Genomic DNA, 15,243 nt, shown 5'->3' on the forward strand with positions numbered 1-15,243 from the left:
ATCGGCCCGGGACGCCGGGCGTGCGCAGCGGTCCTGCGGCCTCTCTATAATCGAGGCGACCCCTCGAACGACGACAGCGGCCCCACGTGCGGCCGCGGACGGAGGACTCGTGCCCGACACTGCTGGGCTCCGCCTCGGAGACCATGCCATTGCCGACAGTGCCGAGGAGCTCGCCTACCTCCGGTGGAACGACGCCGTCTGCGCGGCCTTCTTCGGCCCGGAGCGGGCGGGGGAGCTGATCTACCTCGACCTCGACGACAAGACGCTCGCCGCGATCGGCGAGGAGCGCGGCCTCGACGGTCCCTCGACCCTGCGGGCGCTCGCCGACTCGGTGACCCCGCTGCTGGTGACCGAGGACGGGCGGCGCTCGGTGTTCGACGTGTTCAACCGGCTCAACGGCCAGTGGTACCGCGCCACCCGCCGCAGCCTGGACTCCATCGCGGAGATCCCGCCGCCGCCCGTCGTCGCGCTGCTGGCGCTGTTCGCGCTCGCCGGACGGCACATGTCGACCCTGGCCGCGCGGACGGGCAACAAGTCCGTCTCCGCGTTCTTCCTGCCCCTGACCGTGCTGCTGCAGGCCGGGCCGGAGAACGCCAAGGCCCTCGAGTCGTCCTTCAAGAAGGACACCGAGGCGTACTGGGACGCGCTGCGCTACTGGCTCGAGCTGCGCAACGGCGAGATCGGCCTGCCCACGGCGTACGCGGTGAACCAGCGGCCGGTCGGGCTCGCGCTGTCCCAGACGATGTTCGGCGAGGCGGAGCGGCGCCAGCTGCACCGCATGTTCGAGGACCTCGGGATGACCACGGCCCAGGGGCTCTCCGCGGCCGAGCTCGGGGTCTACCTCGACTTCTGGCTGGACATGGCCGAGACCAAGGCGTCCAAGGCCATGAAGCAGGTCTGGGCGAACCCCCTCACCCGCGAGCCCGGACTCGAGATCGCCCTGGCGGAGCTCGCCGTCTGGGAGCAGTCCCGCGAGCAGGCCCGCGCCGAGGTCCGCGCGAACGGCCGGGGGCCGGGCCGCAGCGCCGTCAAGTCGTGCTCGCTGTCCCTCACGGACAGCACGGACTACGTGGGCAACCCCGTGTTCGAGCTCGGCTTCGTGGTGCCCAAGCGCTTCCTCTCCGGCCGGGAGGTGGAGCTCGAGACCACGGCGGGGCCCCGCACCGTGTTCCTGTCCTTCATCGGGGACGCCTTCCTGGGGGTCTCCGCCTACACCGCGCGGATGGACCCGGGGACGCTGCTGGGCGGGACCCTGCAGCTCAGCGCCGGGGACGTGCGCTTCGAGCGCCACCCGCGCCCCGTCGTCATCTTCGCCAAGGACGGCTTCTCGGACACCTTCATCTCCGTGGACCACATCCCCGCGGCCTGGCCCTGCCGGATCATGGTCCGGGACGAGCCGGAGTGGATCGCCCAGATCAAACGCATCCTCGACGACTCCGCCTCCCCGGACTACCGCTTCGTCGAGGCGGGCACCCACGGCCTCGCCGAGGGCTGGGTGATGTTCGACGACGTGCAGGTGCTGCGCGCGGGCAACCCGGAGCTCACCGCCAACGACAACTTCTCCGGACTGGTGCCCCGGCTGGTCCCCGCCGTGACCCTCTCGGGGGGCCTGCGGATCCCCGGGGACGTGGTGCGCTGGTCGGCGCTGCGCCCGCCGCAGGTGACCATCACCTCGGACACGGACGCGCCCCTGACCGTGGAGTGCGAGTGGCGCAACCCGCACTCCTTCAAGCTGGAGAAGGCGAAGCTCGTGGAGGGGCGCGTGCCGCCGTTCCAGATCTCGCTGCACGGCACGCCGATGGCCCGGGCTGACCGGACCCTCAAGCCCAACGACTACACGCTGGTCCTCAAGGCGGGCCGCACGGTCCGGCAGCGCCGCGAGTTCAAGCTGCGGGACTCGTCCTTCCACCTGACCCAGCGCTCCCTCGGCTACGAGGGCGAGATGGTGCACGTCGAGGAGGAGCCCCTGTGGCCCGTCACGGCGGGCATCGTGGCGGAGCTGCCCGAGCGGTACGTGCAGGGCGCGTTCGACAACCTGCCCGCACGGGAGGCGGCGGGGGACCACGAGGTCCCCGGCGCCCCCGGCTGGCACTCCTCCGAGGGGCAGCTGCTGCTCGAGCGCACCAACGCGCTGCCCGAGCCGGAGGGACGCTCCTGCCTGACCACCGGCCGGCACCGCATCGTGCTGCCCGCCATGGAGCCCAAGGCGAAGGCGCCGTGGATCTTCGGCCAGTGCGCCCAGTGCGGGCTGCAGAAGCGCTATCCGGGCCGGCTCACGAAGCCCTCCGCGCTCACCTCCACCGGGTCCGTGGAGGCGCTGCGCTTCATCGGCCCGGACGAGGGGGAGTACCCGACGTCCTGGGCCCCGTTCCGGGACGCCCTCACGTTCCTGGGCGGCGGCAAGCGCTCGAGCCTGTCGATCGTGGCCCGCCAGCTCGAGGACTCCGAGCGCTTCGAGGAGTGGTTCGTGGGCCACCTGCAGGCCCTCGGCTTCCTCGAGGTGGTCCGCGACGAGCACTGGACCGTGCGGCGCTGGCAGGTCTGCGGGCCCTCGCTCACCCAGCTCGTGGACGGCTCCGTGCTGCTCACCGGCGGCTGGACACCGGAGAAGGAGGCCGTGGTCGCCGAGGCGGCCGCGGCGCAGGAGGCGTCCGTGGTGGTGCTCTCCCCCGAGGACCACGGGACCACCCTGCTGCAGGACGTGGACCTCGGAACGCTGCAGGAGGCGCTGCCGGTGGGGCTGTGCGACGTCGTCTTCGACGCCGGGCCCGCGATGCTGGAGACCCTGCCCCCGCTGTCCGAGGTCGAGGAGCGGCTGCGGCGCGCGGAGATGCAGTACAACGGGGTGGCCGAGCGCTTCGTCCCCGAGGACGCCACGTGGGAGCACACCGAGGACCGGAACCGGCCGGGGCTGTACCGGATCAACCACCACCACCGGACCCGGTACGCGTTCCGCACCCCGGCGGACGTCGAGTCCGGCCACGCCCGGTTCGTGGCCTCGGGCATCGGCAAGCACTTCGCGGCCCGGCAGGCCGGGGTGCCGATCGTCTCCTACGACCCCGAGCTGGAGCTGCTGTCCGTGCCCATCGGGGCGGAGCTGGCCGGGCTCTACGCCCGCGCCGCCGTCCTGTGCTCCGGGCTGCTGCCCGCCAAGGTGGACGAGGACTTCTCGCTCAACTACGGGGACGTCACGCCCGAGTTCGCCCAGGCGCTGGTGGACAAGCTCATGAGCTGAGCCGCCGTCGGGAACGGACGGGCCCCGGGTCGCACGTGCGACCCGGGGCCCGTCCGCGTCGGGGGAGGAAGCGGGGAGGGGACGCTCAGGCGTCGGCCGCGATCAGCTCCGCCGCGCGCTCGCCGATCATGTAGACGGTGATGTTGGGGTTCACCGTGGTCAGCTCCGGCATCACCGAGGCGTCGGCCACGCGCAGGCCCGCCACCCCCTTGACCCGCAGCTGCGGGTCGAGCGGGGACATCGCGTCCTCGGCCGGCCCCATCCGGCAGGACCCGGCCGGGTGGTACACGGTGTTGTGGGTGCGCCGGACGTAGTCGGCGATCTCCTCGTCGGTCTGCACGTCCGGACCCGGGAACAGCTCCGTCCCGGCCCACTCGGCCAGCGCCGACTGCGCCACGATCTCCCGGGCCCTGCGGATCCCGGCGGTCATGATGCGCATGTCGTAGCCCTCGGGGTCGGTGAAGTACCGGGGGTCGACCTTCGGCTTGTCCCGGAAGTCCCGCGAGCGCAGCCGCACGGTGCCGCGGGACCGCGCGTGGGTGACGTTCGGGGTGAGGCAGAAGACGTTGTCCGCGGTGGGGTAGCCCTGCCGGAAGGTGTGCATGTCGAAGTTGACCGAGCCGTAGTGCATCATCAGGTCCGGCCGGTCGGTGTCCGGGTCCACCTGGGTGAAGATCCCGGCCTCCCACCACTGGGTGGACTCGGTGACCATGGGCTTCCGGGCCTCCCACTGGAGCACCCCCTCGGGGTGGTCCTGCAGGTGCGCGCCGACCCCGGGGGCGTCCACGACCACGTCCACGCCGACCTCGCGCAGGTGCTCCGCCGGGCCGATGCCCGAGAGCATCAGCAGCTTCGGGGTGTCGATCGCTCCGGCCGAGACGACCACCTCGCGGCGGGCGCGCACGGTCCGGGACGTGCCGAAGGCGTTGTCGACGACCTCGACGCCGGTCGCCCGGCCGTCCTCGACCACCACGCGCTGGGCCTGGGTCGAGTGCAGGACCGTGAGGTTCTCCCGGTCGGCGACCGGGTGCAGGTAGGACACCGACGACGACGCCCGGGTGCCGTCGGCCCGGCGGTTGACCTGGAAGAAGTTCGCGCCGTTGACCACGGTCTTGCCGGTGTTGAACGTGGTGCGCGGGATCCCCGCCTGCTCGCAGGCCTCGAGCAGGGCGACGCCGCAGGGGTCGGCGTCGGGGACCTGCATGAGGTGCACGGGCCCGTCGTGGCCGTGGTGGGCGCCCTCGTCGTCGTTGGTCTCGAGCTTCTGGTAGAGCCGGAAGGCGGTCTCGGAGTTCCAGCCCTCGGCGCCGTGGACCTCCTCCCACTCGTCCAGGTCCTCGGCCGGGGCCCAGAACGCGATGCACGAGTTGTGGGAGGAGCAGCCGCCCAGCACCTTGGCCCGGGCCATGCGCATGAACGAGTTGCCGTTCTCCTGCTCCTCGATGGGGTAGTCCCAGTCGTAGCCGGACTCCAGCAGCTCCATCCACCGACTGAGGGTCAGCACCTCGTCGATGTCCCGGTCGTGCGGTCCGGCCTCGATCAGCCCGACGGTCACGGACGGGTCCTCGGACAGGCGGGCGGCGACGACGGCGCCGGCGGAGCCTCCGCCGACCACCAGGTAGTCGAACTCCTGCGGGGTCTCGGGCGCCGGGGTGGTGCTGGGCGTGGTCATGTCTCTCCTCGGGAAGGTCTCGGGTCGGGGCGGGTCTCGGGGGCGGCGGGTCTCGGGGCGCGCCGGCGGCGTCGTCGTCGTGCGGGCGACGACGACGCCGGGCGGGCACGGGTCAGTGCTCGGCGAACCAGCCGGTCACGGCGGGGGCGGTGTTCTGGTAGACGTGCTTGAGCTCCTGGTACTCGCCCAGGCCCGTGGGGCCGAGCTCGCGCCCGAAGCCGGACTGCTTCATCCCGCCCCACTCGGCCTGCGGCAGGTAGGGGTGGAAGTCGTTGATCCAGATCGTGCCGTGGCGCAGCCGGCCGGCCACGCGCTGGGCGCGTCCGGCGTCCTGGGTCCACACGGCGCCGGCCAGACCGTAGATCGTGTCGTTGCCGATGGCCACCGCCTCGTCCTCGGTGCGGAAGGTCTCGACGGTCACGGTGGGGCCGAAGGCCTCGTCGTGCACGCAGTCCATCTCCCGGGTGCAGCGGTCGATGACGGTGGGCGGGTAGAAGAAGCCCTGCCCGAGATCGAGGGAGCCGTCGGCGGAGGTCCCGGCGGCGTGCTCGCCACCGGTGCGGACCCGGGCGCCCTGCTGCCGGGCGCGCTCCACGTAGGCGTGGACCTTGTCCCGCTGCGCCTGGGAGATCAGCGCCCCGGTCTCGGCCTGCTCGTCGAACGGGCCGCCGAGGCGGATCCGTTCGGCCCGGCGGACGAGCTCGTCGACGAAGCGCTCGGCGATCGACTCCTCGACCACCAGCCGGGCCCCGGCCGAGCAGACCTGCCCGGAGTGCACGAACGCGGCGTTGAGGGCGTTGTCCACGGCGGCGTCGAAGTCGGCGTCGGCGAACACCACGTTGGGGTTCTTGCCGCCGAGCTCCAGGGCGATCTTCTTCACGGTGGGCGCCGCGGCGGCGGCGATGGCCCGGCCGGTGACGACCCCGCCGGTGAACGAGACGAGGTCGACGTCGTGGGAGGAGGACAGCGGCGCGCCCGCCTCGGCGCCGGCGCCGAGCACGAGGTTGGCCACGCCGTCGGGGAGGCCGACCTCCTGAAGGACCTGCATCATCAGGATCGCCGTGTGCGGGGTGAGCTCGGCGGGCTTGAGCACGAAGGTGCAGCCGGCCGCGATCGCCGGGGCGATCTTCCAGGCGGCCTGCAGCAGCGGGTAGTTCCAGGGCGTGATCATCCCGCACACGCCCACCGGCTCGGTGACGACCCTCGAGACCACGGTGGGGTCCCCGGCGTCGACGACGCGGCCGGCCTGCTCCGCGGCGGTCTTGCCGAAGTACGTGAAGCACGCGGCGATGTCGTCCATGTCGATCTCGGACTCGACCAGCCGCTTGCCGGTGTCCAGGGACTCGGCGCGGGCGAACTCGTCCTTGCGCTCGCGCAGCCGGGCGGCGACCCGCAGCAGCAGGTCCCCGCGCTCCGGGCCGGGCACGGACGACCAGCGGCCGTCGTCGAAGGCCCGGCGGGCCGCGGCGATCGCGCGCTCGGTGTCCTCCGCGGTGGCCTCGGCGACGACGCCGACCTCGGTGCCGTCGGCGGGACAGACGATCGTGCGGGTGCCGCCCTGGGCGGCGGCCTGCCACTGGCCGTCGATGAACAAGGTGGTGCTCACGGGTGTGCCTCCTTCGCCGCGGGGATCTGCCCCGTCGGCACGTCGCGGATGTCGGTGGACCAGTCGGGGTGGCCCTGCTCGCCGTCCTGGATGACGGACGGGCCGTCGTGGATGCTCAGGAAGGCCAGGTGCGCCTCCCAGCTGTCGAGGACGTCGTTGATGACCTGCTCGTGGCTCCAGTCCATGACGTCGGTGCCCTCGGAGCCGGTCTCGTTGAAGACCTCCAGGCGGTAGTACAGGTCCGAGTCCGGGTTGGTGCGGAACCCGCCGAAGGCCGGCACCGGCGTGGCCACCGGATAGATCTGGTAGCAGAAGTCCCGGTCCTCGCCCATCCGCACGGTCAGGGTGTGCTCGGACAGGTCCTGGTAGCCGACCACCGAGCTGGTGAGCTCGGCGTCGAGGCCCTGGGCCCGGAACTCCTCGACGACCTCCGCGAGGGCGGGAACGAGCACGTCGTCCTCGTAGCGGCGCACGGCCTTCGGGCCCGGGAACGAGCCGGTCCGGGAGAGCCTCCGGCGCCAGTGGCCGTCCGAGCCGGGGGTGCGGGAGGCGGCCGCGGAGCGGCGGGTGGAGCTGCGCCCCTCGCGCTGGGAGCGCTCGGCGCGCAGGGCCTTCCAGAACCCGATCATGACGAGGTACATCACGATCGAGAAGGGCAGGCCGATGATCAGCGTGGCGGCCTGCAGCGTCGGGACCCCGCCCACCAGCAGCATCGCCAGGGTCAGCAGCCCGGTGGCGGCGGCCCAGAAGATGCGCAGCCACTTGGGCCCGTCCTGGGTGGGGTCCTGGATCGTCGAGGTGAACGTCGACATCACGAGCGCCCCGGAGTCGGCGCTGGTGACGTAGAACAGCAGCCCGGCCAGCGAGGCGAGCGCGATGAGCATCGGCGCGCCCGGGTACTGCTCGAGCAGCGAGTAGAACGCCCGTTCGGGGGTGTTCATGGCGGCCTGCCCGAAGGCGTCGTCGCCGCCCGTGACGATCGCCAGGGCGCTGTTGCCGAAGACCGAGACCAGGATGAGGATGAACAGGAACGGCACGGTCAGGGTCGCGATCACGAACTCGCGCAGGGTGCGGCCGCGGGAGATCCGCGCCAGGAACAGGCCGACGAACGGCGCCCAGGCGATCCACCAGGCCCAGAAGAAGAGTGTCCACCCCGCCATCCACTCCGCCGCACCGGTGTAGGCGAACGTGTCCAGGGTCATCCCGGGCAGCGCGGACACGTAGTCGCCGAGGTTCTGCACCGTGGCGTCGAGCAGGAACGAGGTCCGGCCGGCGAGGAGCACCCAGATGATCAGCGCCACGGCCATGAGGACGTTGAGCTCGGAGAGCCTGCGGATGCCCTTGTCCACGCCCGAGACGCACGAGGCGGTGGCCATCACCACGGCCAGGGCGATCAGCCCGATCTGCGCGGCGGTGCCCTCCTCGATCCCGAACAGCAGGTAGAGACCGTAGTTGAGCTGCACCACGCCGATGCCCAGCGAGGTGGCCACGCCGAAGATCGTGCCCAGCAGCGCCGCGACGTCCACGGCGTCCCCCATGCGTCCCTGCACGCGCCTGCCGATCAGCGGGTAGAGGGCCGAGCGGATGCTCAGGGGCATGTTCCACCGGTAGGCGAAGTAGCCGAAGGCCATGCCCATCAGGGCGTACATCGCCCAGCCGGTGACGCCGTAGTGGAACAGCGTCCACACCACGGCCATCCGGGTCGCCTCGAGGGACCCGCCCTCGCCGGCGGGCGGGCCGTAGTACTGGGTGACCGGCTCGGCCACGGAGAAGAACAGCAGGTCGATGCCGATGCCGGCCGCGAAGAGCATCGCGGTCCAGGTGAACAGGTTGTACTGCGGTTTCGAGTGGTCCGGGCCCATTTTGATGGTCCCCTCGCGGGAGAACGCCACGACCAGCACGAAGACCGTCACCACGGTGGCGGTCAGGACGTAGAACCAGCCCATGTTGGTCGAGATCCAGCCGACCACGGCGTTGATCACCGTGGAGGCCTGGTCGGGCGCGAGGATCGCCCACAGGGAGAACAGGATGATGGTGACGCCCGAGCCGGCGAACACGGCGGGGTTGACCTTCGGGCGGGGCCGCGCACCGGGCGGACCCTCGCTCGCGGCGGGGGAAGCGGACAGGGCAGCGGTCATGGGTCGGGTCCTCCTGGGAAGGGTGGTCCGGAACGAGGGGTCGTCCGCACGCCGGTCCGGGAGGACCGGGCGGGAGCAGGGCGTCGTCGTCCCCGCGGTGGGCCGGCGGGGTGCCTCGACGGGACGCCGGTCTGCGTCACATGGTGTCACCAACCTTCCGGTTGGTAAAGTCTTCTCCATGAATCCCTCCTCCCGCGACCGCATCCTGGGCGGCGCCCTCGAGCTGCTGCGGGCCGGCGGCACCGTCACCCTGGAGTCGACCGCCCGCCACGTGGGACTGAGCAAGCCCGGGGTGATGTACCACTTCCGCACCAAGGAGGCGCTCATGCTCGCCCTGGTGGACCGGGTGATGGACGGCTGGGACGCGCAGATGGCCCGCCGCCTCCCCGCCCCGCCGGAGCAGGTGCCGGCGGAGGAGCGGCTGCGCGCCTACCTCGACTGGTGCCTGTCCGGGGAGGTCGACGAGACCGACCTCGTGATGCTGACCGACCAGCGGCTGCGCGCCACCCTCAAGCGGCGCTGGGTGGCCCGGATGACCCCGTGGGTGGACCTGCCCGAGGACCTGCCCGCCGAGCGCCGGAGCCGGCTGCTGGCCGTGCGGCTGCTCGCCGACGGCGTGTGGTTCGCCGACGCCGCGGGCGTCTTCGCCCCCGATCCGCAGGAGCGGGCCCGGGTCAGGGCGGTCGCCGACGAGCTGCTGGCGGGCTGAGCCGTGCTGCGCTGGGTGCTGCTGATCGCCGCCGTGCTCGCCGAGGTGGTGGCCACGCTGTCGCTGAAGGCCGCGCTGGACGAGCCTGCCTGGTACGTCCTCGTCGGCACCGGCTACGCCGCCGCGTTCGCGCTGCTGGCCGCCGTGCTGCGCCGCGGCACCCCCGTGGGGGTCGCCTACGGCGTGTGGGCCGCCCTCGGGGTGGTGCTCACCGCCCTGGGGGCGGCCGTGGTCTTCGGCGAGCAGCTGGGCCCCGCCGTGCTGGCCGGGATCGCGCTGGTCGTGGCCGGCGTGCTCTGCGTGGAGATCGGCTCGCACCGCCCTGCCCGGCGCAACGGTGAGACCGGCTGATGGCCTGGCTCTTCCTCACCGTCTCGATCCTCACCGAGGTCACCGGGACCCTGTCCCTGCGGATGGCCGCCCGCGGCCGCCCCCGCTGGTACGCCGCCGTGGTCGCCGGCTACCTGGTGGCGTTCACCTGCCTGAGTCTCGCCCTGGCCGAGGGCATGGCGCTCGGGGTCGCCTACGGCATCTGGTCGGCCACGGGGGTGGCGCTGACGGCGCTGGCCGGCCGGCTGCTGTTCCGCGAGCCGTTCACCTGGGTGACGGCGGCCGGGGTGGCCCTCATCGCCGGCGGAGTGCTGCTGATCGAGCTGGGTGCCCCGCCGGCCTGAGCGGCTCCGGGAGGAGGGCGGCGCGCCGCCCGGGTGGCACGGTGCCGCATCTCGTGTACAGTAGTCCGCAGTTGTTGAGGTTCGTTTTTGTCTTTCAAGCAGTTCGGCCCACTCGGGTGCAGCAGTTTTTCTGAGAAGACGTTTTCCATGCATCACAACTGTCGTGTTTCTCGAACGTCGGGAAACGTTCATCTCATGAAGGATCAGGTCTCCCATGACTACCGGTATCGTCAAGTGGTTCAACGCTGACAAGGGCTTCGGCTTCATCACCCCCGAGGACGGCTCCAAGGACGTCTTCGCCCACTTCTCCGCGATCAACTCGAACGGCTTCCGCTCGCTGAACGAGAACGACCGCGTCGAGTTCGAGACCCAGGACGGCCCCAAGGGCCCCCAGGCCGCGAACATCAACGTCATCTCCTAAGGATCCGCCTCGGGCCCCGGCCCGTCGATCCTCCAGAACCGTCGTCGGGCTCCGCCCGGCGGCGGTTCTGTCGTCGTACCCCGCATCCTCGTACCCCGCATTCTCGTACCCCGCATCCTCGTAGCCCGCATCGGCGTGCCCCAGGTCCTCGTGTCCCACGGGGCGGAGGCGCCGGAGAAGAGCACCGGAGAAGAGCACCGGGAGGAACCATGGTGACCGTGCCCGATCCGTTCCCCGAGGCGGAGGAGCCGGAGGACCCCTTCGTGGTGAACCGGATCTCCGACGCCGAGCTGGAGGTCTCCGTGCCCTTTGAGGTCGAGGCCTCCGAGGGGGAGTTCGACGGCTCCGCCGACGAGGCCGGCGGCGGCTGGGGCTCCGCGGGGGACTACGGTCTCGAGTGAGCGCCCCGCGGAGCCGTCGTCCCCCGCGCCGGGACGACCGGACGACGCGGTACCGCACGACGGTGCCCGCACCACCCGCGACCGCACGGCGGAGCCCGCACCACCCGCGACCGGACGACGCGGGACCGCACGAGGGGCGACCGCACGACGGAGGCCGCAGCCCATCGGGCTGCGGCCTCCGTCGTGTCCTGCCCGCCGGCTACGCCGACAGCGGGAGGGTCGAGGGGTGGAGCTTGAAGAACGGGTGCCGTCCGGTCGCCGCGAGGGCTCCGGGAACGAGGAGCTGGCGGTACTTGGCGCACCATTGCGCGGTTCCCTCCGTGTGCTCCGCCGCGGCGGCGAGGTCGTCGGCCTCGGGGCTCAGGTACTCCTGCACGTCCCCGTCGGTCGACGTGAGCCGGACGAGGTGCAGATCGGGGAGGGCGGTGACGGTCACGTCGATCCACTCCTCGCGCTGGTCGGTGGTGATGGCTGTTCTTTCTTCGGACATGGTCATATTTTCTCCTGACGTTCTTGCAGGCATCCGATGGCGTTGCCCGCCGCTTCGTCATCCGATCCACCCGGGAACATCGGGTTGGCGCGCAGCGGGTCGGAGCCCCTCCACGGGCTCGTCGGGGATCGTCGATCTCCGGTCGAGCACGTGGACGCCGCATCTCGAGAAGCAGGACCAGGCTACCCCGGAGCTCCGACACCTCGACAAGCGGATGGTGAGTTGTGTCACTGAAACGTAATGCTCGGGCCCGTCGCCGGCGCCGTTCCCGGTGTTCCGACCCCATTCCAGCGGAGGGATGTGTCGCCGAGATGTCGCAACGGTGACGCCCCGGGGAAGACCGGCGCACAGGAGCGCGGCACGGGACGCGGCCGGGGTGCCGCCCGGACGATGTGGTTCAATGGGGACAGCTTCAAGAGACCCGGTCGGCAAGCTCCGACTTGACCGGGCACCAACCCCATGTTCACGGGTGGTTCGGATGACGAAGCGGCTCGCATCGCCGCCGCGGCGGTACCCGGTGCGAGCAAGAGCGCACGAAGGATCACGGTCATGTCCGACCCCCGCACCCCTGTTGCCGTCACCCGGACGAGCGCGTTCCCCGCGGCCGCCCCGAGCGTCCCGTCCGGACGGGACTCGGCCCCGCACGACCCGGCCGGCGGCGTCCCGGCCATCAGCGTCTCCGCCATGAGCGTCGAGGACTACGCCCGTGCTGTGCAGGCCCGCACCGAGTTCGTGGACTTCCTGCTGGCCCCGGCCCGCGGGGAGCTCGCCGCCGCCGCCTGAGAGCCCGCGCCGTGGACCTGCTCCTGGACCGTTCCGTGCTGCTCGGGGTGCGCACCCCGGAGCGCTGCCCCGAGCTCACCGAGACCCTGCGCCGGCAGGGCCACCGGCGGCTCTTCCTGCCGGCCACGGTGCTCGGGGAGCTGCTCGCCGAGCGGCCGGACGAGACGCTGTGGGCGGAGCAGCTCGAGCTGCGCTTTCCCGGCCGGGTGCTGCCGGTGGACGCCGCCGTGGCCCGGGCGTGGGGCTCGCTGGCCGCGACGGGCACGGCCGACCCGCTCGCCGGTCTCACCGCGGCCACGGCTCTGGTGCACGGGCTGACCGTGCTGACCGCGGAGCCCGGGCGGTACGCCGGCACCGGGACGCCCGTGCTGGACGCCGCCCCCGCCCGGCCGTAGTCCTCAGGCGGCCCGGCGGCGGCGCGGGCCGCGACCCCGCACCGAGAGCTCCACGGCGTGCTCGTAGTGCTCGAGCAGCTGCCCCACCAGCACGTCCCACGTCCGGCCCTGGACCGCCGCGTGCGCGGCGGCGCCGAGCGCGGCCCGCTTCGCCTCGTCACCCAGGAGGTCGGCCACGTGCCCCCGCAGCGCCCCGAGGTCACCCGGGGGATAGAGCCAGCCGGTGCGGGACGGGTCCACGAGGTCGAGGGGGCCGCCCCGGCCGGTCGCGACCACCGGCACCCCGGAGGCCATGGCCTCCTGGATCGTCTGGCAGAACGTCTCGAACTCGCCGGGATGGACGAACACGTCGAAGGACGCCATGATGCGCGCGAGGTCGGCGCCGCTGCGGCGCCCGGTGAAGTGGGCCTGCGGGAGCCGGCGGCGCAGGGCGTCCTCCTCCGGCCCCGACCCCACCACCACGAGGCGCGTGCCGGGCAGGTCCGCGACCGCCGCGAGGTCCTCGACCTGCTTCTCCGGTGCGATCCGCCCCACGTAGCCGACGATCCGCCGGCCGCCGCCGACCTCCTCGCGCCACCGCTCGTCCCGGTGCCGGGGGCAGAAGCGGGTGGTGTCCACCCCGCGCCGCCACAGGTCCACGTCGTGGACGCCGTGCTCGACGAGCTGCCGGACGGCCGAGGTGGACGGCGCGAGCGTCAGCGTCGCGAGGTTGTGCATGGAGCGCACGTGCCCCCACAGGAGCTGCTCGAGGAAGGGGGCCCCGTACTTGGCCGCGTAGCCGGGGACGTCCGTCTGGTAGACCGCCACGCACGGCACGCCGAGCTGCTGGGCCGCCACGATCGCCCGGCGGCCCAGCACGAACGGGGAGGCCACGTGGACCACGTCCGGCCGGAAGCGCTCCAGCTGCCGGCGCACCCGCGCCACGGTCCCCCCGGCCACGCGCACGGCCGGGTAGCCGGTGAGGGGAACGGCGGGCAGCCGGTGTACCGGCACCCCGTCGAGGTCCTCGACGACGTCCTCCGCGAGGCGCCCGAGCGGCGCGGGGTCGTAGGAGGGCGCCACGACGGCGACGTCGTGGCCCCCGGCGACCAGCTCCTCGACGACCCGCAGCACCGAGTGGGTGACTCCGTTCAGATGGGGGAGGAACTGCTCGGCGACCACGGCGACTCTCATGGGTCCGAGCCTGCCCGGGACGGGCGACCGGGCGGGAAGCGGCGCGTGGCCCGCCGGTGAAGGCGCCGTGAAGCCTCTGCCGGGGCGCCGCGCGGGCGTGGGAAGATGGGCGGTGATGAACTCCCATGGCTCTTCTTCCCCCGCTGCACGCCCCGACCGCAGGGGTGTGCCGATGCCGCTGTGGCTGCAGGGCGTGCTGGAACTCGGCTCCGTGGCCGTGGTGTCCTACCTGCTGGTCCTGCTGACGGTCCTCATGGTGTGGCTCGCCGACGGCTTCGACACCCTCGGCCTGACCGGCGGGTTCGTGCTCTCCGGCCACGTGTGGCTGCTCGCCCACCTCACACCCCTCCAGGTGGCCCTGGACCCCGGGGCGGGGCTGCCCGCGACCACGGGGACGCTCAACCTCGTCCCGCTGGGGCTGACCCTCGTCCCCTTCGCGCTCGCCTGGCACGCCGGGAGGCGGCTGGCGCGCGCCTGCTGGGAGGGCCAGTTCTGGCAGCCGTACCTCAGCGGCCTCGCCGCCTACTCAGCGTTCGGTGCGGCGGCCGCCCTGCTGTTCACCGGGGAGCAGGTCTCGGCGAGCCCGGCGGCCGCGGCCGTCTTCCCGCTGGTGCCCGTGGCCCTGGGCGGGTTCGTGGGCGCGTACCGGGCCTCGAGGTCGCTGCCGGGGCTGATCGGCGTCAACGCCGCCGCGTGGGTCGAGCGCACGAGCCAGTACTCCCGATGGGCCGGGTCCTACGTGTGGGCGGTGCTGCGCGCCGGCTTCGTCGCGGCCGTCGCCGGTGTCGGCGCCGGGGCGGCCCTGCTCGCCGCCGCGCTGCTGTGGAACTGGAACGACGTGGTGGGCGTCTACCAGCGGCTCGGCACCGGCGTGCCGGGGGACACCGCGCTCACGGGTCTCCAACTGGGCTACCTGCCCAATCTCGCGGTCTACGCCCTGGCCTGGGCCACCGGCGCGGGCTTCGACCTCGGTGCCGGCACCCACTCCTCCCCGCTGGGCACGGACCCCGGGCCCGTGCCGCTGCTCCCGGCGCTCGCCGCGCTGCCGCCCGCGGAGCTCCCGGCCTGGGCGCTCGTGGTGGTCGTGCTGCCGGTCCTGGCCGGCGTCCTCGCCGGCTGGTGGTTCCTGCGCGAGGGGGAGAACCACCTGGACGACTGGATGGCGCTCCGGCTGCCCGCCCGCTGGATCACGTTCCCGCTCTCCACACTGCTGACGGGACTCTTCGTGGGCGCGGTCGCGGGTGTGCTGGTGATGCTGCTGAGCTGGCTGGCGCACGGTTCGCTGGGGCTCGGCCGGCTCACGGACGTGGGGCCCGACGGGCTCGCCGTCCTGCTGCTGTTCGGTGCCGAGGTGGCCGCCGGGACGGCGGTCGGCTACGTCGTGGGACCGTGGCTCGAGCACGAGCCGCACTTCGCGCCGCCCCGCGACGGGGAGGACGGGGAGGACGGGACGCCTGCCGGCCGGCGCGAGGCGCGGCGGCGGCGGCGGGAGGAGGCCGCGGCGCGGCGCGCGATGCGCTCGGCGGGCCGGGGGAGGCCGCGGAGC

Annotated in this window: 14 protein-coding genes and 1 riboswitch; of the genes, 9 read left to right on the plus strand and 5 right to left on the minus strand. The window is 72.7% G+C overall.

The annotated features are described in order from the left end of the window. Positions 1-109 precede the first annotated feature (109 nt). A complete protein-coding gene (locus Q0817_RS10105) occupies positions 110-3,235 on the plus strand; it encodes a hypothetical protein (protein WP_298586632.1) in 3,126 nt (1,041 codons plus the stop codon). 85 nt (positions 3,236-3,320) lie between these two features. Here Q0817_RS10105 and Q0817_RS10110 read toward each other — a convergent pair whose 3' ends face one another. The 3 genes from Q0817_RS10110 to betT all read right to left on the minus strand — a co-directional run bounded on the left by Q0817_RS10110 (position 3,321) and on the right by betT (position 8,651). Further along, positions 3,321-4,907: a GMC family oxidoreductase gene (locus Q0817_RS10110; protein WP_298586635.1), complete on the minus strand. Its 1,587-nt coding sequence runs from the start codon at positions 4,905-4,907 to the stop codon at positions 3,321-3,323. 112 nt (positions 4,908-5,019) lie between these two features. Beyond that, positions 5,020-6,513 carry an aldehyde dehydrogenase family protein gene (locus Q0817_RS10115; protein ID WP_298586638.1) on the minus strand — a complete coding sequence of 498 codons (1,494 nt, stop codon included), beginning with the start codon at positions 6,511-6,513 and terminating at the stop codon, positions 5,020-5,022. Then, positions 6,510-8,651 (minus strand): choline BCCT transporter BetT, encoded by a 2,142-nt coding sequence (gene betT / locus Q0817_RS10120; protein WP_298586641.1) that lies wholly within the window; start codon positions 8,649-8,651, stop codon positions 6,510-6,512. The genes Q0817_RS10115 and betT overlap by 4 nt, the downstream gene beginning before the upstream one ends. A gap of 178 nt (positions 8,652-8,829) precedes the next feature. Between betT and Q0817_RS10125 the strand changes: the two genes are divergently transcribed. From Q0817_RS10125 to Q0817_RS10145, 5 genes are all read left to right on the plus strand, one after another. After that, positions 8,830-9,360: a TetR/AcrR family transcriptional regulator gene (locus tag Q0817_RS10125; protein ID WP_298586646.1), complete on the plus strand. Its 531-nt coding sequence runs from the start codon at positions 8,830-8,832 to the stop codon at positions 9,358-9,360. Between the two features lie 3 nt (positions 9,361-9,363). Next, positions 9,364-9,711, plus strand: a complete 348-nt coding sequence (locus tag Q0817_RS10130; protein WP_298586649.1) for a multidrug efflux SMR transporter — start codon at positions 9,364-9,366, stop codon at positions 9,709-9,711. Beyond that, positions 9,711-10,034, plus strand: a complete 324-nt coding sequence (locus Q0817_RS10135; RefSeq protein ID WP_298586652.1) for a multidrug efflux SMR transporter — start codon at positions 9,711-9,713, stop codon at positions 10,032-10,034. Before Q0817_RS10130 ends, Q0817_RS10135 begins: the two co-directional genes overlap by 1 nt. 214 nt (positions 10,035-10,248) lie before the next feature. Continuing rightward, complete coding sequence (locus Q0817_RS10140) at positions 10,249-10,455, plus strand: cold-shock protein (protein WP_017832155.1); 207 nt, start codon at positions 10,249-10,251, stop codon at positions 10,453-10,455. A 209-nt stretch (positions 10,456-10,664) separates the two neighbouring features. Then, a complete protein-coding gene (locus Q0817_RS10145) occupies positions 10,665-10,856 on the plus strand; it encodes a hypothetical protein (RefSeq protein WP_298586667.1) in 192 nt (63 codons plus the stop codon). A 199-nt stretch (positions 10,857-11,055) separates the two neighbouring features. On the opposite strand, the gene Q0817_RS10150 is transcribed toward Q0817_RS10145, so the two are convergent. Continuing rightward, positions 11,056-11,352, minus strand: a complete 297-nt coding sequence (locus tag Q0817_RS10150; RefSeq protein ID WP_298586670.1) for a hypothetical protein — start codon at positions 11,350-11,352, stop codon at positions 11,056-11,058. Between the two features lie 404 nt (positions 11,353-11,756). Further along, positions 11,757-11,882, plus strand: a riboswitch (SAM riboswitch). A 13-nt stretch (positions 11,883-11,895) separates the two neighbouring features. On the opposite strand from Q0817_RS10150, the gene Q0817_RS10155 reads away from it, so the two are divergent. Then, positions 11,896-12,129, plus strand: a complete 234-nt coding sequence (locus Q0817_RS10155; RefSeq protein ID WP_298586673.1) for a hypothetical protein — start codon at positions 11,896-11,898, stop codon at positions 12,127-12,129. A gap of 11 nt (positions 12,130-12,140) precedes the next feature. Beyond that, positions 12,141-12,524 carry a PIN domain-containing protein gene (locus tag Q0817_RS10160; RefSeq protein WP_298586676.1) on the plus strand — a complete coding sequence of 128 codons (384 nt, stop codon included), beginning with the start codon at positions 12,141-12,143 and terminating at the stop codon, positions 12,522-12,524. Positions 12,525-12,527: 3 nt separating this feature from the next. On the opposite strand, the gene Q0817_RS10165 is transcribed toward Q0817_RS10160, so the two are convergent. Next, on the minus strand, positions 12,528-13,697 hold the full coding sequence (locus Q0817_RS10165) for a glycosyltransferase family 1 protein (RefSeq protein WP_298586679.1): 1,170 nt from the start codon (positions 13,695-13,697) through the stop codon (positions 12,528-12,530). A 172-nt stretch (positions 13,698-13,869) separates the two neighbouring features. Here Q0817_RS10165 and Q0817_RS10170 point away from each other — a divergent pair. Next, a partial coding sequence (locus Q0817_RS10170) for a DUF6350 family protein (RefSeq protein WP_298586682.1) occupies positions 13,870-15,243 on the plus strand: 1,374 nt, incomplete at its 3' end.

This window comes from uncultured Kocuria sp. (assembly GCF_947500125.1).
GTDB lineage: Bacteria > Actinomycetota > Actinomycetes > Actinomycetales > Micrococcaceae > Kocuria.

Coding starts and splice junctions, on each gene's coding strand:
- Q0817_RS10110 (WP_298586635.1), bottom strand. CDS start 4,907: ATGACCACGCCCAGCACCACCCCGGCGCCCGAGACCCCGCAGGAGTTC.
- betT (WP_298586641.1), bottom strand. CDS start 8,651: ATGACCGCTGCCCTGTCCGCTTCCCCCGCCGCGAGCGAGGGTCCGCCC.
- Q0817_RS10125 (WP_298586646.1), top strand. CDS start 8,830: ATGAATCCCTCCTCCCGCGACCGCATCCTGGGCGGCGCCCTCGAGCTG.
- Q0817_RS10135 (WP_298586652.1), top strand. CDS start 9,711: ATGGCCTGGCTCTTCCTCACCGTCTCGATCCTCACCGAGGTCACCGGG.
- Q0817_RS10140 (WP_017832155.1), top strand. CDS start 10,249: ATGACTACCGGTATCGTCAAGTGGTTCAACGCTGACAAGGGCTTCGGC.
- Q0817_RS10145 (WP_298586667.1), top strand. CDS start 10,665: ATGGTGACCGTGCCCGATCCGTTCCCCGAGGCGGAGGAGCCGGAGGAC.
- Q0817_RS10150 (WP_298586670.1), bottom strand. CDS start 11,352: ATGACCATGTCCGAAGAAAGAACAGCCATCACCACCGACCAGCGCGAG.
- Q0817_RS10155 (WP_298586673.1), top strand. CDS start 11,896: ATGTCCGACCCCCGCACCCCTGTTGCCGTCACCCGGACGAGCGCGTTC.
- Q0817_RS10165 (WP_298586679.1), bottom strand. CDS start 13,697: ATGAGAGTCGCCGTGGTCGCCGAGCAGTTCCTCCCCCATCTGAACGGA.